Source organism: Streptomyces sp. NPDC037271, from assembly GCF_055603605.1.
Genome location: NZ_JBVJVN010000017.1, coordinates 1 through 22,100, shown reverse-complemented (window position 1 = coordinate 22,100; position 22,100 = coordinate 1). Strand labels below are relative to the sequence as shown.

At 67.9% G+C, this 22,100-nt stretch carries 10 protein-coding genes and 3 pseudogenes; 7 read left to right on the top strand and 6 right to left on the bottom strand.

What is annotated here, in order from left to right; all coding sequences use genetic code 11:
- Window positions 1-625: 625 nt before the first annotated feature.
- Window positions 626-1,288: pseudogene (locus ACZ7G3_RS25375) on the bottom strand (thiamine pyrophosphate-dependent enzyme); the annotation flags it as partial.
- A 123-nt stretch (window positions 1,289-1,411) separates the two neighbouring features.
- On the opposite strand from ACZ7G3_RS25375, the pseudogene ACZ7G3_RS25370 reads away from it, so the two are divergent.
- Window positions 1,412-1,585: pseudogene (locus ACZ7G3_RS25370) on the top strand (glycosyltransferase); the annotation flags it as partial.
- A 148-nt stretch (window positions 1,586-1,733) separates the two neighbouring features.
- On the opposite strand, the gene ACZ7G3_RS25365 reads toward ACZ7G3_RS25370, so the two are convergent.
- Entirely contained in the window at window positions 1,734-2,372 is a 639-nt protein-coding gene (locus tag ACZ7G3_RS25365; protein WP_470928353.1) for a TetR/AcrR family transcriptional regulator, read from the bottom strand.
- 151 nt (window positions 2,373-2,523) lie between these two features.
- Between ACZ7G3_RS25365 and ACZ7G3_RS25360 the strand changes: the two genes are divergently transcribed.
- Genes ACZ7G3_RS25360 through ACZ7G3_RS25350 form a run of 3 tightly spaced genes read left to right on the top strand, consistent with a single transcriptional unit; the run spans window position 2,524 to window position 4,257 of the window.
- Window positions 2,524-3,282, top strand: coding sequence for an SDR family NAD(P)-dependent oxidoreductase (locus tag ACZ7G3_RS25360; RefSeq protein WP_398126749.1), 759 nt, complete (start codon window positions 2,524-2,526; stop codon window positions 3,280-3,282).
- 41 nt (window positions 3,283-3,323) lie between these two features.
- Complete coding sequence (locus ACZ7G3_RS25355; protein ID WP_398126748.1) at window positions 3,324-3,713, top strand: hypothetical protein; 390 nt, start codon at window positions 3,324-3,326, stop codon at window positions 3,711-3,713.
- Between the two features lie 10 nt (window positions 3,714-3,723).
- Window positions 3,724-4,257: a DUF7822 domain-containing protein gene (locus ACZ7G3_RS25350; RefSeq protein ID WP_467642123.1), complete on the top strand. Its 534-nt coding sequence runs from the start codon at window positions 3,724-3,726 to the stop codon at window positions 4,255-4,257.
- Between the two features lie 148 nt (window positions 4,258-4,405).
- On the opposite strand, the gene ACZ7G3_RS25345 is transcribed toward ACZ7G3_RS25350, so the two are convergent.
- Window positions 4,406-4,588 (bottom strand): transposase, encoded by a 183-nt coding sequence (locus tag ACZ7G3_RS25345; RefSeq protein ID WP_398126746.1) that lies wholly within the window; start codon window positions 4,586-4,588, stop codon window positions 4,406-4,408.
- 32 nt (window positions 4,589-4,620) lie between these two features.
- Between ACZ7G3_RS25345 and ACZ7G3_RS25340 the strand changes: the two are divergent.
- Window positions 4,621-5,099 (top strand): annotated as a pseudogene (locus ACZ7G3_RS25340) (transposase); the annotation flags it as partial.
- A 6-nt stretch (window positions 5,100-5,105) separates the two neighbouring features.
- Here ACZ7G3_RS25340 and ACZ7G3_RS25335 read toward each other — a convergent pair.
- Both ACZ7G3_RS25335 and ACZ7G3_RS25330 read right to left on the bottom strand, forming a co-directional pair.
- The gene (locus tag ACZ7G3_RS25335; protein WP_397615166.1) at window positions 5,106-5,504 is read right to left on the bottom strand and encodes a hypothetical protein; all 399 of its coding nucleotides are present in this window, start codon (window positions 5,502-5,504) and stop codon (window positions 5,106-5,108) included.
- Window positions 5,501-6,355, bottom strand: coding sequence for an IS5 family transposase (locus tag ACZ7G3_RS25330; protein ID WP_397615165.1), 855 nt, complete (start codon window positions 6,353-6,355; stop codon window positions 5,501-5,503). The genes ACZ7G3_RS25335 and ACZ7G3_RS25330 overlap by 4 nt, the downstream gene beginning before the upstream one ends.
- Window positions 6,356-6,595: 240 nt before the next feature.
- Between ACZ7G3_RS25330 and ACZ7G3_RS25325 the strand changes: the two genes are divergently transcribed.
- Both ACZ7G3_RS25325 and ACZ7G3_RS25320 read left to right on the top strand, forming a co-directional pair.
- Complete coding sequence (locus tag ACZ7G3_RS25325) at window positions 6,596-6,868, top strand: ATP-binding protein (RefSeq protein WP_470928409.1); 273 nt, start codon at window positions 6,596-6,598, stop codon at window positions 6,866-6,868.
- A 118-nt stretch (window positions 6,869-6,986) separates the two neighbouring features.
- A complete protein-coding gene (locus tag ACZ7G3_RS25320) occupies window positions 6,987-7,703 on the top strand; it encodes a response regulator transcription factor (protein WP_398019513.1) in 717 nt (238 codons plus the stop codon).
- 667 nt (window positions 7,704-8,370) lie between these two features.
- Here ACZ7G3_RS25320 and ACZ7G3_RS25315 read toward each other — a convergent pair.
- Entirely contained in the window at window positions 8,371-22,047 is a 13,677-nt protein-coding gene (locus tag ACZ7G3_RS25315) for a scabin-related ADP-ribosyltransferase (RefSeq protein ID WP_470928352.1), read from the bottom strand.
- Window positions 22,048-22,100 lie beyond the last annotated feature (53 nt).

The following is a 22,100-nucleotide window of genomic DNA, read 5'->3' as shown; positions in this document are numbered from 1 at the left end:
TGCGCCCTTGCCGAGTCTGACCCTTCGGAGCCAGCACCGAACCAGCACCGGGAGATCACGTCGGGTGCAGAACTGTGAGGAACCTGCCCGTACGAGCACCTGGCCGCGCCAACGACCAACGTGAACGATCACTGTCAGTAATGAATGACATCTGCCGCCGACCCGCCCTCCGATTGGCGCGGCTGTACACCGAGGTGGTCCACGAGGCACCCTCCGCGGGGCCGAGCCATCGGCCTGGCCCGACAAGCGCGGCTACCTCGGCGTCGGCATCGACGACGCGGCCACCGGCCTCACCGCTCAAGTCGATTCCTCCGGCGACTGCTTGACGGTCCCGAGATCGCTGCGGTGGAGCGGCTGGGCGCACAACGTGTCGGCCCCAGGTCGAAAGCGGCGGCTATCGAATCGGCTATGCCCGCCCCCTGGTACCGCTACGCCCGTTCACGACCCCACGCAGGGGCGATCGGTGGAGTGCGTGCGTTGGGCCGTGAACTTGATGCCCCGCCAGATGGACGATCTCGTTTCGAGAGCCGACGACCGCCTGCGTCCCCCACCCGCGGTGTTCATGAGGAGCCCGGTGGGTCACGGAGAGCTGGGTGACTCGACCTCGGTGAGGACGGCGGCCGTCTCAGGGGCGGGGAATGTTTCGCAGGTTGGCGCGGGCCAGGTCGAGCATCTTGCCGACGCCCCCGTCGAGCACGGTCCGGCCAGCGGCGAAGGCGATTCCCTTGACCTGGGCGGCCGAGATGTGCGGCGGGATCGACAGCGCGTTGGCGTCGGTCACCAGGTCGACCAGGAACGGTCCGTCGTGGGCGAGCGCCCGCTTGAGCCCTTCGACGACATCCCCGGGGCGCTCGATGCGGATCGCCTCGATGCCCGCGCTGCGGGCGATCGCCGCGTAGTCCACCGGCTCGTGGTCGGTCCCGTGCTCGGGCAGCCCCTCGACCAGCATCTCCAGCTTCACCATGCCCAGGGAGGAGTTGTTGAAGACGATCGTCTTCACCGGCAGATCGTGCAGCTTCACCGTGAGCAGCTCACCCATGAGCATGCCCAGTCCACCGTCACCCGACATCGAGATCACCTGGCGGCCGCTGTAAGCGAACTGCGCGCCGATGGCGTGCGGCAGCGCGTTGGCCATCGTGCCGTGCAGGAACGAACCGATCACCCGGCGCCGTCCGTCGGGGGTCGGACAGCGCGCCGCCCACACGTTGCACATGCCCGTGTCCACGGTGAACACTGCGTCGTCAGCTGCGAGTTCGTTCAGAACAGAGGCCGCGCACTCAGGGTGGATCGTCGCACGGCCCAGGGTCACGTACGAGGGGTCGACGGACCTTCTTGGCCAGGAATACGACAGCCACGGAACAAGTTCCCCCTCTCTGTCCCGGAGCCTCTCCTGCCCTCACGCATCAAGCCCTTGACCACCATCGTCATCGCCAGCCGCCTGCGCAAAGACCGGCTGGACCACCTGACCGCCGTGCACGCCGGCCTCGCCCGGCAGTCCGTACCGTGGGAGGCCGTGGTCGCGCTCGACGGCGCCTCTCCCGACCGCCTGCCCACGCCGCTCGCGCAGGACCCCCGCATCCGCACTACTGGCACCTGCGGCCGGCTGTGTTTCGTAGGCCCCAAGAGCGTGCGCGAGCCTCTGCCTTCAGGCGACCGTGTCTGCAAGAACGGCCCCTGGTACGACACGTGCTCCTCGATACGTGGTGTGAGGCCACGGACGGGGGCGCTTGGGTTTACGGCTTCTGGCGGCCGGTGCCGTACCGGGCGAGCATCGTCTCCACGGCCTCGTCGACGGCGTATCCCGTCTCCCGCGCGGCAGGGGCCCAGTCGGTGAGCAGCATTCGGGGCCACAGGACGAAGTTGGCGATCATGCCGAGGAACTGGTTTGCGGCACTCTCCGCATCGGGCACGCGGGCGGTGCCGGCCTCGTGCTCGGCCTGAAGGTAGAGCCGCACGGAGTCGAAGTAGGGCAGCTTGCCCAGCTGAAACTGCATCCTGCCCAGCTCGGGCAGGCGCGGCAGCTCGGCGATCACGATCCTGAACAGGGCCGTCATGCCGGGCCGGCCCATCAGCTCGGCGTACTGGCGGCCGATGGCCCCCAGACCCGCACGCAGGTCGCCTGCCGGGGGCCGGACCGGCGCTTGGCCAGACCCCTGCTGCCAGGACTCGGTAACGATGGCCTCGAAGAGGGCCGCCTTGGTCGGGAACTGCTTGAACAGCGTCGACTTCGACACCCCGGCTGCCTCGGCGATCCGGGCCAGTGACGTCCCGCCGTATCCGCGCTCCAGGAACAGTGCGGTGGCGGACGAGGTGATCGCCTCCCGCTTCTGCTGGGCCAGCCGTCGGTGGTGGTCGGAGAGTCCTTCTGTCATGGGGACAGTATGCCCACACGGCGAGGCGAGTCACTTGACTCGCCTCCGGGGTGGCCCTACGGTGAAGGAGGCGAGTCGGACGACTCGCCGTCCGCGCCGCGGCAGTGAGCCCGGCGGTCTCTTTCCCTTTCTTCGCTCGAGGAGCAGTTGCATGGACAGCAAGAAGATCGCGCTGGTGACCGGTGCCAACCGGGGACTGGGCCGCAGTACGGCGGTGGCGCTGGCGCAGCGTGGAGCTGGGGTGATCGTCACATACCGGGGCGACGAGGCGGGGGCGCAGGAGACGGTTGAGGCGGTGCGGGCGGCCGGGTCCGCCGCTCTCGCGCTTCGCCTGGACATCAGCGACATCGCTTCTTTCCTCCCCTTTGCGGCGGAGCTCGGCGAACATCTGCGGCTCTGGGACGCTACGCGGCTCGACATCCTGGTCAACAACGCCGGGGTGGGGATCTTCAGCCCCCTGGAGCAGGTAAGCGTCGCGGACTTCGACGCGATGATGGATACCAACGCCCGCGGGACGTTCTTCCTCATCCAGGCTCTGCTGCCGCTGCTTGCCGACCCCGCCGGCGTCATCAATGTCTCCAGCTCCCTGACCCGCCACACCAGCCCTGCCAGCGCCGTCTACTCGGCGTCCAAGGCCGCCATCGAGGCACTCAGCCGCACCCTCGCTCTGGAACTGGGTCCGCGCGGTATCCGGGTCAACTCCATCGCCCCGGGGCCGACCGCCACCGACTTCAACGGCGGAGCCATGCGCGACGACACCGACATGCGAGCGGGGCTGGCGGCGCAGACCGCTCTGGGCCGCGTCGGCGAACCCGCCGAAATCGGCGACGCCATCGCCACACTCGCCTCCGACAGCCTGCGCTGGGTCACCGCCCAGCGCCTCGAGGTCTCCGGAGGCGCCCTGCTCTAGCGACATGGGCAAGCACCGGTGGTCGAGGGAGGGGCGGCCGCATGCCGGACCTGCCCGGCGAGTCCGGGCCGCAGAACCACTCACCTTCGGTAGCACTCGCAGAACATCTGCCCGAGTTTGAAACGAAGTTGGCCCGCGACGCCGCCCCGCTACCGGACTGGCCCGAACAACTCACCACCGCCCGCTTCCCGGTCCTGGCCGGCCTGGCCAAAGCCATCCGCGAGGACCAACCCGCAGTCGTGCAGGGCATCACCACCCCGCTCAACTCCGGCGTCAACGAAGGCCGCATCACCGATCTGAAGCTCCAGAAGCGGACCACGGCCGGTCGCGCGGGGGTCCCGCTGCTCCGCCACCGCGTCGCCCTCATGGCCCTGCTCCGACGCGCAATCTTGCCAGGGCCGCGTTCATGTGTACGCCGACACTGGTGTTAGCGTCGCCGCCATGGCGAACCGTTCCTACCTCTACTCCGCAGACTCGATGCCGAGCGAGACGGAGCTCCCCCAGCGAATTCGGTGCATATCCGAGCACAACTGGGACATCCCGCTCGCGCACAAGCTCCTGGCGGGCCGCGGGACGACGATCGTCCCGTCCATGATCTGGAACCCTCCGATCGGCATCGCCGCGGAGTACGCCGCCGGAGTGACCCTGCTGCTCGGTCTCCTACGTGCGGTCGGCGAGGGCCTGGAGGGCGACGCCGAGTTCGCCGAATGCGTGGCCAGGACCACGGCCCACCTAGAGAAGCAGCGGGCGAAGTACTTCGTCCTGGAGACCGGGGAAATTGTCTCGATGGCGGGCGACGATCCGGCAACGAGCGTGCGGCATCTGGCGTCCGAGGACATCCCCGACATCGTCGCCAAGGCCGAGGCGGCGCTCGCCGGCCAGAACGACGCCTGGCTGGCCTCGGTCCGAGGTGACTGGCAGAGGCACTTCGCGTCCTTCTACAGCGAGGCGCTCTACTTCTCCTTCCCCGACTGACGAGGCTTGCGGTACGGTGCCGGTCGATCCGGCCTGCCCCCAAGGACACCACCCAGGCGTCTCAGTAGAGCAAGCACGCCAGGGAAGAGTCCGATGATCTGCCCACCGTGCACAAGCTCGAGTAGCAAGCGACCGGTCGGGCTGGAGTTCACACCGGGCGCTTGCGCTCGGCGCTGGTCAGCTCGCCGAACCCACCCTCGCCCCGGTCCGCCTTCGCCCGGCGGTACCAGCCACGCAGGGACTCCGAGCTGATACCGAGCTCCCGGGCAACCGCGGTGACCGTCTTGCCCGAGGAATTGAGGCTGATCCTTTGAAGTGGACACCCTGACAATGGATCTTGATGGTCCAGGGAGGGATGTCCAGGTGGGACGCAAGTCTCCGTATCCGGAGGAGTTCAGGAAGGACGCCGTCGCGCTCTGTCAGGCTGCGGGCGGCAAGCGCACCTACGCCGCGGTGGCAGCGGATCTCGGTATCACCGCCGAGTCGCTGCGGACGTGGGTGCGCAAGGAGAACGAGTCCCGGGCAGTGCCCGAGTGCCGCGGCGCCGACGTGAGCGAGACTGAGGAGCTGGCCCGGTTGCGTGCGGAGAACGCCCGCCTGCTCAAGGCCGAGAAGGAGTGGCAGCTGGAGCGCGAGATCCTGCGCCGGGCAGCCGTCTATTTCGCCCGGGAGGTGAAGTGAGCCCCTGCCGCTGGGACTTCATCTCCGACAACCGCGCCGATTTCGGCGTCAAGCGGGTCTGCCGGGTGCTGGGAGTCTCCCGCTCCGGCTACTACCGGCACCAGGCCACTGTGAAGGCCCGTGCGGAGCGAGCGGTCGAGGAAGAGCGGGCGGTGTCTGAGAGGACGTTAAGTCCGTTTCTGGTAGCGGCCGCGTCCGGGCTGGGTGAGGAAGCCTTGGCGAGTGAGTCGTCCCAGGCGGGAGCGGGTGACGTTGACCGAAGGCTCGTCGGTGGGTAGGCCGAGGTGTTCGTGCAGGTCATGAACTCGGAACACCTTCGCGGGATGCTCGTTGAAGGCAGTCACGATGCGCTGGTAGACGGTGGCGTTCTCCGCTGGGGCAAGTTCGTGGCCGGGTGGAGTGAGGCCGTCGATGACCTTTCGGGTGGCGGCGAGCTCGGCCAGGCGGGCCTCGGTCTCGGCCAGGGCGGTGGTGAGCCGTTCGATCTGCTCGCGCAGGCTGTCGGCTCGTGCGGTGGTCTCGTCGTGTTCGGTCTGCAGCAGCCGCAGGAGTTCGCTGACGTTCACGCGGCCAGCTCCACGTCGTCCCGCCAGGCGGCGGTGGGGGTGGTCAGGCGGCGGAGCATGCCGGCGGTGGAGGCCCAGTAGACGCGGGAGGCCGCGTTGTCGGGCCGGTGGTCGTAGTCGCGGGCGAGGCGCCGGTGCAGCATGAGGGTCCCGTTGACCTGCTCGACCACCCACCGCTTCGGTTGGGGGACGAAGCCTTTGCCTTTGTCGTCGGGGTTGCGCCGGACCACCTCGACGGTGATGTCCTTCACCGCTCCGTGGACGATCACGGCGTCCTTGAAACCCTGGTCGACCAGGACCTTCTCCAGGCGCATCCCGCACCGTTCAGACGCCTGGTCCAGCAGGGCGATGCCGGCCTCGTTGTCATGCGCGCTCGCCGCCAGGACCACCACGCCGATGATCAGGCCCATGACGTCCACGGCGAGCCCACGCTTCCTGCCGGGCGTCCTCTTGTTCACGTCCAGTCCCGTCGTCTCCTTCGGCACCCCGGCCGCCACACGGACCGACTGGGTGTCGATGATCACCAGGGACGGGTCCTCTAATCGTCTGGACCGCTCTCGCACCCGGCAGCGCAGGATCTCCTGGATCCGCTGGTCGAGGCCGTCCTGGCGCCACAGGGTGAAGTAGTAAAACACCGCCGACCAGGCCGGGAGGTCGTGTGGGAGGAGCCGCCACTGGCAGCCTGTCCGGTTCTGGTAGAGCAGGGCGTTCACGACCTCGCGCAGGTCGCAGGAGCCCGGCTCCCCGGTCGCCGACCGCGCGACCCTGGCCTGCTTCCACGCGGTGACCAATGGTTCGATCAGCGCCCACTGCTCGTCGGTCAAGTCGGTTGCGTACGACATTCGTTCCATGTCCGCGACTCCACCATGCACACGACAGGGTAAGAGCGTAGGACCGCCCGATCACCCACGAACGGGTGACACCACATCACCGGAAACGGGACTTAACGCCCTCTGAGCGGGTACTGGAGCCCGGGTGATGACGTCACGTGGCGACTGCCGCACTACCCGCAGGCAGTCGCCACCTCCCGCGAAATCGCCGCCGCGGTCCTCAACGACTGGGACGTGGCCTAGGATTCGGCCGAGGAAGCCCTGCTGGTGGTCTCCGAACTGGTCACCAACGCCGTGGAGCGCGCACTGCCGCCGATAGCGCTTCATCCGCACCGCGAGCGGGCCGGGGAGAGAGTGTGGGCGGGCGTCACCGACAGCGGCCCCGCCGCGGGCGAGGGCGCCTGGACCGCCTCACACGCCGACGACGAGCACGGTCGCGGCCTGGACGTCATCGACGCCCTGACCACCACCCACGGCACCCGCTCCCGCTCCGGCGGCGCCACCCACCGGGCCCGGCTGCCCAGTGCAGGCTGACCACACACCCACGCCGTGGGCGGCCAGTCCGCGGCGCGCACATCGACGACCAGCCTGTATCTCACGGGCGGAACACGCATTGCGGGAGTGCGAAGCACCCGCCGCGGGAGGGGAACGGATGAGAGTGCTGGTTGTGGAAGACGACCACTCGGTCGCCGCCGCACTGACGGCCGTGCTTGCCAAGCATGGGCTGCAGACCACTCGGGCCGACAGCGGCGAGGAGGCACTCCACACGCTGCACACCGACAACGGTCCGCGGTACGACGTGGTCCTGCTCGACCTCGGCCTGCCCGACCAGGATGGCTTCGAGGTGTGCAGCCGGATCCGCCGCCACACCGACATCCCCGTGATCATGGTGACCGCGCGGTCGGACGTACGGTTCCGCATCCGCGGCCTCCACCTCGGCGCCGACGACTACGTGGTCAAGCCGTACAACATTGCTGAGCTGTTGGCCCGCATCCACGCCGTCTGCCGCCGCAGGTCCCACGAGCCGTCCGCCTCGACCGGAGGGAAGAGGGCTGGGGTGAGGACCGAAAGGCGCATCCGGCTCGGCATGGTCACGCTCGACCTGGCCGCCCGCGGGGTCACCGTCGGCGGTAAACCGGTCGTTCTGACGCGCAAGGAGTTCGATCTGCTCGCGATGCTCGCGATGCAGCCCGGAGTGGTCTTCCACCGTGACGACATCATCAGCGAGGTATGGCAGTCGAATTGGCAGGGCACCAGACGCACCCTTGAGGTGCACGTGTCCAACCTGCGTTCCAAGCTGCGCCCGGCTTCCCTGATCGAGACCGTACACGGGATCGGTTATCGCCTCACCGCGCCCTCCGCCCAGTAGTGCTCGTTCCGCTGCTGCAAAGGCGCTGTCGACTTCGCCGTTTCCTGCAGTACGCCGCGTCGGCGGCATGAACGGCCTGCGCGGCAGCGCGGGCACCCCATACTGCCGGGCAAGGGCCGCTACCCGATCTCCTGCGCGGAAGAGGCGGCACTCGGGACGTTCCGCGGGCCCCGGCACAGCGCCGGGCCCGCCGCGCGTACGAGAACCGCATCAACCCCCATGTAGCTGACGTCCAGAGTTGAGCAGCCGCCGTCGGCCCGCCGGGAAACGGCCCACGGCGGGGCTTTTGGCGTATCCGGGGCATGCCCCGACCTTGTTTCCGCTCCAGTGATCAACGTGCCGGCGCCTGCGAGGACCGTGCGAAGGTCGCGCCGTGGCTGGTGTGATCACGGCGTCGCAGCCGTCACCCGGCTCGTCGTGGTGGCCGGTGTCCGAGTCGGGCGTGCGGGGCAGCGGGGCACCGGCCCTTCGGGAGAAGACCCCGTCGGTCTTTGCCGGTGCCCGGCTGACGTTCAACACGCCGGCGCGGCGGACCGTGCCAGGAGGGGAGGCCGGGGGAAGCCCGGCCAGGTACACCTCGCCGGCGCCCTCAAGTCTTCGGGAGCGGCACGAGGGCGGGACGATGCGCCTTCCTTCCGTTCACACCCCGGCCGCCCCCTTCCGCCCGTCACGCGTTCCCGCCCGGCCCCAACCTCTTGTAGGCGTCCCTCACCGACGCGGGGAAAAGATCGTCCGGATGAGCGCGCAGCAGAGCCTCACGGTTCTCCACGCTCAGCTGGAACTCCTGCAACATGATTTCCGGCGCGAGCAGCCACATGGTCGCCTCTTCCGGCGAGAAGGACATCCCGACCGCCTCCAGATGCTCACGCCGTACACGAGTCTCCACAAAGGCCGGCTCGTTCAGCAGGTCGACGAGCTTCGGGTCGGGCATCGGCCGCTCGGCCCGCAGGTAATCCCTGCCCCTGCGCCAGAGGATCACTCTCGGCCCGCTTGTCCCGTCGCCGGGGGCATGGGTACGCGAGGTGCCGTCCTCCGCGACCACGGTCAGGGTCAGGCCCCGGGCGGCTGCCAGCTCGGCTGCGTTCCGCTCCGTCGCGTCGTCCCAGCGGCGGGGTGTGAACACCTGCTGACGGATGAGGGCTTCTTCCTGACGTCTCGTCAGTTCGAAATCCTCGGGAAGCCGGCGATCGGCTCGCCGCAGGCGCGCAGTCAGGATGCCGTTCTCGGAGAGCCCGGCGCGAACAAGCTCCTCGTCCGTGAACGGCCGCTCACGGTCCAACCGGAGGGACGTGGGAATGGATTGCTGCCGAATCTCAGCGGCCGACGCGGTGGCACCCGCCAGCTCCAGCGCGTCGGCGATCCCGGACCAGAAGCCGTTGCCGTCACCGGGTGGTTCTTTGAGCTCGTGAACGGTGCCGTCCGGGTCGACGAGTGTGGCCGGCTTCCCGTCGGTGACGACAGCGCGCCAGGTGCTGGCGGCTCCGCGTTCCCACGGTGGTGTCGAGTACGCGGGACGCAGCCCTGGGCCGCTGGGCGTTCCAGTTTGCAGGGCTGCGGCATTCGTGTCCCGCTCGGCCGGAGCGGGCAGCGGCGGCTCTCGCCGCGGGTCGCCGGACGGCAGAGCCGGCAGATAGTGCCCGTCCTTCGACAGCAGCACCATGTGCACAAGCTCTTCGTCGGGGACGCGGTGCACCAGTTCTTCGTCCGTTCCCTCGCCGACGGTGTCCAGGGGCCGAAAGTCCTGGAACGCTCCGTCCGCACGGACCACGGTGATCCGAGCACCGAAGACACGGGCGGCGAGCGAGGGTTGCAGGTCGGCGGCGCCATGGTTCCATCCCGCGTCGTCCCCGGTGTCCCCTCTGCGCAGCAACTGCGTCCTGGCCAGACGTTGACGCTGCTCGGCGGGCAGCTCCGCGTGCAGCGGTATATGGCCCGCGTCCTCGTACTCGCGGCGCTCGGGGCTGCCCTCGCGGAAGTCCACCCCACTGGCCGCCAGTTCCGAATCGCTGAATGTGTCCTTGGTGTCGGGCGACGTGAACTTCAGCAGACCGCGGGCCCCGGGGTTGCTCAGCTCGTCGGCGAGCAGGCGCCGCAGACCGTCGATGATCTTCTGCCGGTCGGCCACGTCCACCCGGGCGGTGAGCCGGTCAGGGGCGGCGTGGTGCACTGCTTCGGCGAGGGCGTGGAAGAAGGCGTCGCCGTCGGTGGGGACGTCGTGAACCGTGTAGTGGTCGCCTCCCGGCGAGATGAGCCGGCCAGGACCGTCGGGTGTACTTTCCCGCACGATGTAGCGCTCGGCGTCGGCGCTGTCGGCCTCTGCCACCGCAACCGGCTGGAAAACAACGGGCGGCGGTTCGGTCAGGCCTGCGCGCAGCTCCGGTTCACCGACCTGATGGGCTTCGGCCGGCAGCTGGTGCCACCGTGTGAGCCGGTCGGCCGCCGCCCGCACGCGGTGGAACTCCTTGGCCGCGGCATCGGCCTGCTGCAGCAGATGATTCATGGTGGCCTGGGCCTTGGCCCGTTGCGGCAGGTCCTTCATGGAAGCCCGCTTGCGCTTTCGCTCCTCCCCCTGCAGATCGGCCAGGGCGCGACGCTGCTCCCAGTAGGCGCTGTCCGCGTCCGTCCAGGCTTGGCCCGCCTCGACGACCTGGGTCCAGGCGTCCGCGACCCGGGACGGGAAGTTCCCGTCGTTGATCAGGCCCAATTCGCGGGCCACGTCCTCGTGGACCAAGGCGATGATCCTGCCCTGTGTCTCAACCGCCTGCGGACGGGACGTGATGGGGCCGAACGGGCTGCTGCGGGTCACCTCCGCCACGCCGAGCCAGTCGGTCGGGATCGCGAACACGAAGCTGCGGCCGGCGACCTTGGTGTTGAACTGGGCGCTCTCCTGGCCGGAGATGACCTGACCACCGGCCTCTGCGGTGCTCGGGCCGGCCATGGAGGCGGACGGGGCGACAGAGCCCGCATCGTTGGCGGCGAAAGCCGCCCGCCCGCCGAGTGAGTACTCAAAGCCGCTCGTGTGCTCCTCGGCCCCGGCCCGGCCTGCGCTGTGCCGTTCGGCGCTCTCCATGGTGCTGACCGGTATCACCGCCAGCAGCGTGGCCCGGGTGAAGTCCGGCCCGGAGTAGAGCCGGTAGTCACCGGTGCTGCCGCCCTCGTTCAGTCCGGGGACCTCGTAACCGGCAGCGGTCGCGCTGTCCTCGAAGAAAGCGGCCAGTGCTGCGTCGCCGGTTGCGTTGTCCAGGGCCAGCGCAGAGCCGGTTCCGGGGCGGGTCAGCCCGGTGCTGCGGGCCTCTTCCAACGCGTCGGCCAGGTCCTTGCCGGTCAGTGTGAGGGGTGAGCCGGCGGGAGCGGCAGAGGAGCCGTATGCCGTGGCGATGGCTAGAACGCCGGCTTCCCTCAGCGTTTCGAGGCCGACGATCCGGCGGACGTGGAAGCCGCTGGACGGCAACTGGATCGGCCCCTGTGCGCCGTGCGGCTGCCGTGCGGAACGCCACGCGGCGATGTGTCGGAGGACGGCGCTGTCCTGCGGCCACAGGACGACCGAACCGCTGGGGTCGTCCAGCGAGGGCGGGCCCAGCGCATCATCCGCCTGGCCCGTGTGCGCAACGCCCAAGCTCAGCGGCACCTGCTCGCGCAGTGTGCCCACCGGGCCTTCCTCGGTGAGGGTGGGCCGGTCTGTTCCGAGGTCGAGTGTGAGCCGCAGCGTGTAGGGGGTGCGGTAGTCGGCGTGCGGCTCTCGCGCGTAGAAGATGTGCCGCTTCGTGCGTGCGCGGGAACGGCCGTGGGAGGTCAGGTCGGAACTGGTGGTCTGCACACCGAACTGCGGTCGGAGGGACTCGGGGCCGCCCAGTCCCGGCTCGGCTCCCGGGGCCACCGTCGCCACCTGCTGCATGGCGGTCGGACCGATACCACGAGAGCGGGCCGAGGACCCTCCGTCCGTCCGGGTCACGGTGGCGATCCGGGTGTCCTCCATGACGACGCCGTGGTCAAGGCCGACGAACTCCGACTCCCCCGCGATGAGTTCCACCCGCAAAGAACCGGCGCGGCTTCCGATGCGGATGAACGGGGTGCGCCAGCGGCCGACCCGGGTGCGCGCGGCCGCGCCGGTGGAGGTCATCTGCTCACGAAGGGCCCGCACCGCTCGCGGAGTGACAAGGGAGTGCACGCGCTCACGGTCCGCCTCGTCCACGTTCCAGCGCTGCAACTGCTCGTCGAAGGCGGCCAGTACCTTGGTGGTGTCCAACGAGTTGACGGGATACGACCCGAAGGGGTGGTCGTGCCACCATTCGGTCTGGGCCCACTGGTGGGACACGTAGCGGGGGACGTCCCCCAATCCGTCCTTCAGGATTCCCAGCTGATGCGCGGCCTTCTCCGACACCTGGCCCAGATAGCTCGAGGGGAAGGTGAGCTGCTTTCCGTTGAACCTGTTGCGGTACGGGCCGAGGAACCCCTCCGGCCGTACGGATGCCACGATGTCGTGCTGAACGTCCCCGGACAGCAGGATCTTGTAGCCACTGTCGTCGCGGTTGATGTCCGAGGTGACGGTACGGGTCACCTTCGTGCTCTCGGTGCGAGAGCTGCCTCTGCGGTACTGCACTCCGGCGATGGTGCTGAGTTCGGTCCCGCCTGTGGTACCGCCGCCGGACAGGGTCCAGCCACTGCTCGTGGCCGCGGTCACCGACTCCGCCATGCGCAGATCACTGCTGACGCCCGTCTCCGTCTCCAACTTGATCGGCCCGGATGCCACGCGCAGGTTGAGGATCCGCATACGGTGGACCAATTCGCCCACTCTGTCTCGCCAATGGCCTTTGGCGATCACGGAGATCCGCGAGCCGACAGGCCCGGATCTCTGGTCGAAGCCGCCTGTCAGGAGCTGCGGCTGGAGGAATCGCACGATGGCGTCATGAGGGAGGGCGCCGGGACGGGAGAAGTGCCAGGATGCGCCGGAAACCGTTCGCATGAGATCCACGGCGACGTCCATGAGCCGCTCGTCCGCGCCGACGCCGAGAGTGTGATGAGGCTGGTCGCCGAACACGTCAGGACCATGCCCCTCGGAAACCACCGCGGCGTTACGGGTCGCCAAGGCCCGCGTGTGCGCAGGGTCCAGCTCCACCGCCTCGACAGCAACGGCGCCCTCGGCCACGTCCGGATCGGTGGCGGGCGTGTACTCGTCCGGTACGGCCAGCACGACCCGGCCCACGAACTCGTCCGCGCTGCCGCCGACGAGGTCCGTGCTCCCTTCGTCCTGGAGGTAATGCTGTCGGCCGAGCCATCCGAGCGTGAGCGCCCTCGGCCCGCTGCGGTAGCGCCAGAAGCCGCCGACCTCCGCGGTCAGTTCCAGCCGGTAGCTGTGCAGATGGGAGGGGAGGGAGCTGATGGCCAGCTGCTCCTGCGACGCGGTGGCTCCGTACTGGGTCCCGCGGCCGTTCTGCCCTCTCCGGGTGTAACCACCCGAGACATTCACGGTGTCCGCAAAACCCCAGAGCGACACGTCGGCTCCCAGCTCACGGGTGTGCGTCGTGCTCTGCGAGCCGTCGAGGCGTTCGGTACCCGGCGCGCCGTGTCGCAGGATCAGGTCGTTCTGGGTGCCCTCATAGCGGCGCCCGGTCAGCACACCGCGGATCCTGATCGAAAGGCGAGGGCGCATGACAATGCCGGGGACGACGTCCAGTTCGATCACCAGCCCCGTCATGAGCTCCTCGAGGCTGCCCGCCATGCGGTGATGCGACAGGGCGTTCATCACACGGAGTGTGTTCCGCAGCGCGAGGTTGTAGTGCTCCCGGTCGCGCCAGCGTGAGTGGTTCGGATCACCGAAGTCCTCCAGCGGTGCCAGCAGGTCCGGGTACGTCCTGGCAGCGCTCCCGATCACCCTGTCGGTGAAGGCTTGCAGCCAACCCTTCCGCTGGTCCTCGTCATTCACGAGGTCGCTGTCGTAGATGAAGGCCTCGGGCCTGCTCATACCGAGTACAGCGGGGCGGTCCTTGGTCAAGCAGGCCGGGGCGTACGGCTCGTTGCCGGGTTCCCTCTTGCGGAGAGTCGTGCCGTCGTCCCAGCCCGCGAGACGCCGCGCCTCGGTGTGCGTCATCCGGTCCAGGCTCCAGGTGTCGAACGTGATGACCTCACCACCGGTCCTGCGCACATGCACGGTCTTCTGGACCTTGTAGAGGACGGTCGGCACGTTCTTGGCCCGACCGACGATCTTTCGCCCTCCCGAACCGCCGAATGTACTGCTGTGCGTACTGCTGCGGTCGTAGCCGACAGAGGGGCCGGCCATCAGGCTGCCCAGGGGGCCGAGGTCGAAGGAAGGACCGAGCGTGAGATTGATTCCTCGGCTGGACGTCGTTGAAAGCGTCCGTTCGTTCGTGGCTGTCTGCTGGATGGTGTGGCGCATCTCGGCGGCTCTGCTCTCGGTGAGCAGTTCAGCCTCTCCGGGGACGACCCTCTCCACGACGAACGCCCCCAGCGGCGATCCGTCCTCGGCGAACAGCGGGTCCGAGGGGACATTGCCCTTGGCCAGACGGTCCGCTGCGCGGTGGAAGTTCTCCGAAGTGAAGAGCCCGGTGATGTAATCGTACGCCGCGCTGCCGGGAACGACTCCGAATCCGTCGACGAGCTGCTCCGCCAACCCCCGGACCGGTCCGTAACCCTCGGTGTGCACCAACCGGTAGTCGGACCGCGCGTCCAGCTCCATGCGCTCCGGCACACGGCCCGGATCGGCGACCAGGGTCTCGCTGTCCGTCAGCCGCACCGCCAGCCCGTTGCGCACCGCGAAGGTGAACGTCTCACCTGTGGTGGAGGAACCGGCGGGCCGCCCACCGGAGCTCACGGTCTCGGGCGCGCCGCTGAGGGAGACTTCGTACGCCACGTCATCCAGATGCAGGTGCGACGCCTCCGCCGTCCGTGTCTCCACCTGGCTGACCGTCTCGTCCTGCATGCCGTACTCGGCCGTGCGGGTGGAGCCGGCTGTCACGCCGAGACGTGCGAAAGCAGCCGCACCCGAGCCGGGCAGGACGGAGACACCTCGCGCCGCCCGCCGGCCCGCCCCCACGGACTGCACGGCGCCTGCGGTGACCTGGCTGCGCTGAGCGACCTCCAACTTCACCGGCTCTCCGTGGAGATCGGTGAACCGTTCCCAATTGCCGTACGGCCGGGTGACCACCCGCAGCACCCGTACCGGGGAGTTCCCGAAGGCGGAGGACTGGTACCCGTCACCGTGGAACCTCTGCGGAGCGGTGTGCATCGCCTGGCTCAGATCTGCCAGCACCTCGCTCAGACCGGGCACGGTCGACGCTTCGCCGCCGAGGTGGGTCGAGACGATCTCGCTGATCTCCTGCAAGGCCAAGTCGGCGCCGCGCAACGTGACCTGGCTGTGGCCGTAACTTCGACCCTTGGTGTCGTCCGCGCCGTCCCCGGTCAGGTACTCCGGCAGCCGACTGTCATCGTCGAAGCGCACCGGTCCGTCCTCAAGGGACGGCGACGGCATCGAGTGATCGATGCGCGGCGGCCGGTGCACCTCGAGTGCCGTCTCGATCCGGGCGAAGACGATCTTCTGCTGACCGGTATCCGGGGCGCTCGGCGAGTCGTCGCCCGGCTCAGCCGCGCTCTCGAGCTGCTCTGAGGGCTTCGGATCGGGATCCGCCTCGGGTTCCCCAGCAGGCTGCAATCGGGCAACCCCAGGGTCGCCTGCCAACACCTGTTGCGCGTCCGCCGCCGCCACGGCCGCGGCCGGCATCTCGCCACGCGAACCGGTCGACAGCTCCGGCACCGCCGCACCCCGCGCGCGGGGGCTGGACTCCGCCACTCCTGCAGCGCTTTCGCCCGGCCGGAAATCGGCTGTTCCGGGGAGCGCACGCCGTGCGGCGCTGATGTCTTGCTGCGCGGTCTGCTCCTCGGCCGCCTGCACCATGTCCTCCGCGACGGCAGCATCGATGGCCGAAGCGCCCGACGCAGTCGGCCGGGAGCCACGAAATTGTCTGCGCAGCATGTCCACAAAGGACGCCAATATTTGCCCGACGTAGGAGTTCCGCACCCACGCCCACAACGCCGCGCCCCCCGACCTGAGCTGCTCCAGTATGACCCTCAGAACCACCCAACCAGCCCCCCGCCCGGACCGGTCCGTCGCCCAGTCACCGGGATCCGTCGCCCTTTCGCCGGGATCCGTCGCCCAGTCACCGGGATCCGTCGGGTCGGGTTCGCGCAGCGTGGTAGATCGCCGGAACGGATCCGCCAGTTCGAGGGCGTGGTCGATAGCCGCCTGTCCTTCCGACGGATCGGTGCCGACTGGCGGCCGCCAGTCGGTGGCCGCCGGCTCACCGCCCAGCTTCTCGGCGAATTCCTTGAGATCCTTGGCGTCCGGCCGCACGCCCAGGTGCGACGGCAGGCTGGCCCGGATCCCTTGGATACTCGCCCGGTCAACCGTGACCGTGTGGTGCGCGCCTTCCGCATTCCCGACGCGCTTCAACGAAACGCGGACCAGCGGTGCCCCGTCCGCTCGTGCGACGTTATCGTAGGCGCGGGAAGCCCCCTCCACCTTTTCCCAAACGTCGTTCAGCAGGGCGTCATCAGTACCGGACGTGGGGTCCAGATAGATCTGGGCCGTGAGGTCAATGCCCCGCTGCCCGTTGGCGAACAGCACTTGCTGGACATCGAATGTGACGATCTTCCCACCATGGGATACCGACCCCGGCACCTTGTCCGTCTCGCCGATCGGCGCCTCCTCGGGCCACCAAAGGTGAAGCTGGACCTGCGTGGGCCGGTACGCGAGATGCCGGCCGTCCCGAGCCAGCCCTTCCATTCGGACCCACTCAGCTTCACCCACCCAGTACTCGGTGCCGTCGTCCAGCAGCTTGGACTTACGCCCCTTGTATGCCTGCGCCACCGCGGTCAGCAGCTTCTCTGCTGACCACTCATCGGGGAACATAATGTGCTCGTCCCCGTCCCGGTGCTGACGCCAGCGATTCCGGTCGATGATCCGCGAGTCGTAGTGGTGCCATTTCCTAGGCTCGGGCCCGAACTCCTTCCCCACCTGGAACACCCAGGCGCTATACTCTTCGGTCTTTTCTCGGAACCACGTGACCCCTCTCCTTTTATGCGAGTAGTTCAACGCCGGGTCGAGGAACCAGACCGCTGCCTGGTACGTGCCGTTGTCGTGCCTCTTCGTGCCGGCCTCGATCCACATGCCGTGGAACAGCCTCTGGTCCTTCTTCGGCGCGTGGTAGGCGCCGGTCCGGGTGCGGCGGTCGCCGTACCTGGTCACGTCCTCGACCCGCTGGCCGAAGCCCGCGCGGCCGGTGAGCTTGGGGGGGGCCGGGCGCGGTGCGTAGGCAGGCGGCTCCTGATCGGGCTGATCGTCAGCGGGCCGGAATCCGGTGAAGTAGCCGTAGAGCACCTTCCCTGCGATCCGCACCCCGGCGTACTCCCCCACATAGATGTAGGCGCCGGGCGGCCATCCCTCCAGGGGAAAAACATTGCCGTGGTACAGGGCATCCAAGTACGCCTGCTCACCGGCGTAGACCACATCGTCCTCGGTCCAGTAGGCGGGGAACATCATCTGCCCCCGCTTCTCGGTCCCGAGGGCGGCCTCCCGCTCGTCCTGGCCGTCCACCTCGGTCCAGCTGTGCTGCTCATCCGGGACCAGGCTCCACCAATTGTCCGTCGCCGATCGCGGGGCCAGCACGTCGGCCGTGAACTTCATCTCCCCCCGCGACCCGCCGTCCAGGTCACCCACGCCCGGAAGCCACCAATCACCGGGCTCCAGCCGCCGGTTCACCCCACCAACCGTGAACCGACCCCGTTTCCAGCTGAACCGATCGTCCGGGACCGGGCGCCACCAATCAGCACCCACCAGCCGCGAGTTCAACCCACCGCCCGTCGCATACTCCGCCCGGTACGTCCCGTTGCGGTTGGGCTCCTCCTGCAGCATGACCGGCCGAGGACGAACCGACATCCCACTGGGCGCCAGATAGCCACCAGCCCCCGTGCCAGACTCCCCATACACCACTGCCCGCCGGGTCTCCGCAGTGAAATGCGCACGCGTCGGCAACCCATCCTCACGGGGCTCATACGTGTCATCAGTGGCAAAGACCACCTCGCCCTCGACCCGAAAACGGTGGCGCGCGGCGGCGTCGTCCGAGTCAGGGCCTGCGGCACGGCGGTAAGCGGCCTCGATCGCCGATCCCCACTGGCGCAGATAACGCGGCGAGAGCCACAGTCGACCCGGGCCGGCGCCCTTGCGGGGGTGATCCATGTCCACGATCGGGTGCCCTCCCTTGTCCACGGGGGAAGGGCCGTCCATCACGCCCCCGTCCAGATAGACCGGACGCCAGGCGAAGTTGAGGCCATCGCGGTACTCGTCCTCTACGCCCAACAAATGCCCCACCTCATGGGCCAGCACATCGGGCTCATCGCGGAGGCCGAGCGACCAGTTGGCGGAGTTTTCCCGTTCGAACTCGGTGTGGACCTTGACGACATGGTGGGCTGCTGCGCGATCGGTCACATACTCCAGGTCGACCCAGAGCCGGTCCCCGTTAGGAAGACGAGAACCCTGGTTGTACACCCTGTCAACACCCTGCTGAGCAACCTCCGCCAACTCGCGCACCTCCTCCGGAGCAGGCGTGCCGCGTACTGGATCCGCGACTACATCGAGGAAGATGCGCACCACCGCACGGCTGATGAACTCTCCCGTCCGAGAGTGCCTGTACCGTCGCGCCTCGAAGCGCCTGAAATCAACTGGGGCACCCGCCCAGGCCACCCCTTCCTCCGGGCCCGCCCCCACCTCACCGCGGACAATCACATCGACGTCGTCGAACTCCGGCCGGACGAGCATGGGCCCGTCCGAGCTTTCAGCCGGAGCAGGCTGTGGCGTGGCCGCAGCCTCTGACCCACGCGGCTCGAACTCGCCCGATGCAATCGGCCCGTTTGACGACGGCTCACCCGAGTACACCGCGGGCATCGCATCGGGCGATGCCATCTCGTCCCTGTCGCTGCCGTCGGCAGTAACCTGCACCTGAGGGGTGCTGACGCTGGCGTGACGGTGGGGGGTCAGAACATCTGCGATCTGTTGGAGCTCCTTCGGATCAGACGAAGCCTCGAACCCGCCCGCACCGGTCGGCACAAAGTCAACCCACGCCGACTTCTCGACGTCCCCGTTGGCCTCCCCAGGGGCCTGAGGATCTGCGGCTGCGGCTACGGCGTTCGAGGGGGAGCTCACCGAGAGGGCCGGATCAGCAGCAACGGTTGCAGGCCGGCCACCTGGCGCCGTCAGTTGGGCGGGGACGAGCCCGGGGATCGAGTAGAGGTCGGTGACCTCCCCGCGCAAAGCCTCTTCCTCGGCCGGTGTGGTGGCGTCGGCCAGGTGCGAGGCACGCATCACCTCGAACAACGAGTGATCCTGGCCGGGGAGCATCCATCCCATCAGCGCCTTCCGGAAGTCGGCCATGGTGGTGTGCTGAACGTTTAGCCATTGAAAGGCCCTGAGCATACGCAGAGTCGTTCCGGAGACACCGGCGATCAGTGGCATGCCCTTGTCGACATGCCACTGTTGATACCAGGGAGACCGCTCGTCCAGGTCGAAGTACGCGGTCCCTTCAACCCAGCCCAGGGCGAATTCCGGCCCCTGTTCACCGTCCAACTTCAGATCTCCGGCCCGCATGTTCAGCTCTGTCCGTGAGCCTCGGACCAGCGCCCAGACCTCATCGACCGGGGGGCGAACATTTGAAAGAATCTCAGGTCCTGGCCCGCCCGCCACTGCCTCGGGCAGTGGCGGGCGCTTCACATGTACCGAGACGACATCCGGCCGCGCCAGGATCTCGTTGAGCACGGGATCCCCGGTTTCTGCATCAAAGGCCAAGGTGTCAAGCGGTATATCCTCGATGTCGTAACTGTCCCAGGGCCGCCGCTGCTCGTGGAGCCACAGAAAGGTTCGTTCGCGGTCACTCAACGGCACACCGAGGTACGTGTAGTCCCGCGGCGTCTTCTTCCGGGAGCCAAGAGCGCGCAGGTCGGGCGACCGTGCGATACGCGAGTTCTGACTGTGGACAATCTCCAGAGGGTCCTTGGCCCTTCCTCTCGTAGTGTGAGCAGCGAGGCTGCCCAAAGCGAAGGGATCATCCTGGCGGAACAGGTACGCCTTGTCACGGGTCGCTGGGTCCGCGGCGACCCTTTCCTCGAGAATCGCGCGGTCACGACCGTGTACGAACCCCGCGTAGATCTTCAGCGCCGAGCAGTCGAGGCCCAATGCCCGAGCACTTTCCAGACCCTCGGCGGACGCCTGGACGCCCTCACGGCGGCCGGGTTCGGCCAGGACAGACTTAAGCACACTGTTCAGAGATGGAACATTGGCGTCACGTTCGTAGAGCGCCTTGTACCCAGTGGCGTTCAGGAATGCCGTCATGACTTCGCGCAGGGATCCGGTGACGAGCAGCGAGTCGAGCCATGCGGTGCTGGAGGAACCCGGCGCGGGGCCAATCTGTCCTGCACTGGTCGGATCGCCGGTGAAGAACGAGGCGTCGACGACCTCCGCGCCGTGACCTTGGTATGCCGCCTGCAGCACTTCACGCAGTCTCGTCACGGCCGAACGTGCGGCCTCGAGAGCCACCGGGTCGGCTTGGTAGTGCACTCCGAGCTTCTGCTCGAACGCCGCCCGCTCCCGGGCAAGTTGACTGGATGCACCGGCAGTCAGCTGCCCTTCAGGCGTGGCCCACTCCAGATCCCGCTGTAGTGAGGCGTCCGCCGGACCGGCCCCATGTTCCTGATTGGGCATGTTCGCAATCGCATGGTCCACGACAGGCGCGGGGTCGGCAGACTGGGACACGGTCGACGCACCCAGCAGCGTCAGGTAGGCGTCCTCAGATTCGACGTGGCCAGGAGACAATTCACCTGCGTCTTCATCCTGCTCACCTTCAGCCGGTCTCAGCCCCAGTAGCAAATGCTCCTGATGCAGTTCGTGCACCATGCGGTAGTCCACCGCAGGCGCATCATCCACCGCCGTGTCTCCGCTGACTGGCGTCTCCTGCGTCACATCAGGGGAAACACCGCCAGAAAGAACCTGGCCATCTCTCTCCAGGGACAACACCCCGGGGCTCCGCCGGCGTGCGGCATCGACAGCCTCTGACACGGTCTGCTCATTGCTCTCGGCCTGCTGCACCATGTCGGCGGCAACTGCATCGCCCGAGCCGTCACCAACCGCAAACTGGGTCGAAGTGCCCACCCGGCTTGACGGCAGGACGTCGGCTCCCGACACACGGGCCCGCGTGAACCACACCCAGCCACGGCGCAAGGAATCCACAAGAGACCCCCAAGCCTGCCTATACCAGGAAAGCAACGCCCCTGGCGCCGACCGAACCAACTCCCACAGAGAAACCAGGGACCGCCAAACGCGGCCCGTCTCGGAACGGCCCTCATCCCCCAGGGCCTGGACAAACTCCGTCAGACTCTCTGGCGGGCCGTCGTGGACACTGTCCCGCCACTCAACCTCATCAGTGTCCGGATTCCACCTACCGGTACGATCCAGGTCCCCGTCGTAGACAGTCACAATGGCCCGCGCATCGATCGATCCCGTGAAAACAACCTCCTGCTCAGCCTCGAGGATGTGTCCACCACTTGAGCCGAGGGTGGCCTGGACGTCGATACCTCGGGGGTCTCCGTTGAGGGACGAGTCGATCCCGTAGCGGTAGCGCCTTACGCCGTACCAGAGTTCGTAGTCCCGGGTGGTCGAAAGGAATTGCGCGTCAGGATTATTGGAAACCCATCGCGTCAAATCCACCACATTGCTGGGGTTATCGGCACGGAAACCCTCACGGAAGATCTCTTCCGGCGGGTGGTTCGAGAACCGCCACAGCTTCTCCCCCTCATCACTTTCCACCACATAGTCGCGATCCAGTTCGTGCACCATGCGGTAGTCCACCGCAGGCGCCTCATCCATCGCCGCGTCTCCGCTGCCTGACGTCTCCTGCACCTCACCAGGGGAAACACCGCCATAAAGGGCAGCCGACTCCGTAGCAGGTCGGGTGGTCGGCCGCTCCACGCCCGCGTCTGCCTCACCCCCGGCAGCCCCATCAGCAGCGACCCGGTCCTGAAGGGCGCGGGCACCAATAGGAAGGTACGGGGTCAGTACGTCTGCGATCTGCTGGAGATGGTCGGAGGTGATGACGATGTGCGATTGAGGATTCTCGAACTTCCCCATCAAGCTCGACTCACCCGCAGAAAGCACCTGCGTGTTACGCCCGCCAGGCGTGAGCAGGGCCTGCGGCGGGGCATCGTCGTCACGGACACCGAATCCGTGGACGAGCTCATGGGCGTAGGCAGCCGGGTGCACATCGGTGTACCAACGGTTCTGGACCATGTCCCGGTCGCCGCTGGGCAGCCCGTCCCGGACCTGAACCTCTTGGTGTGCTT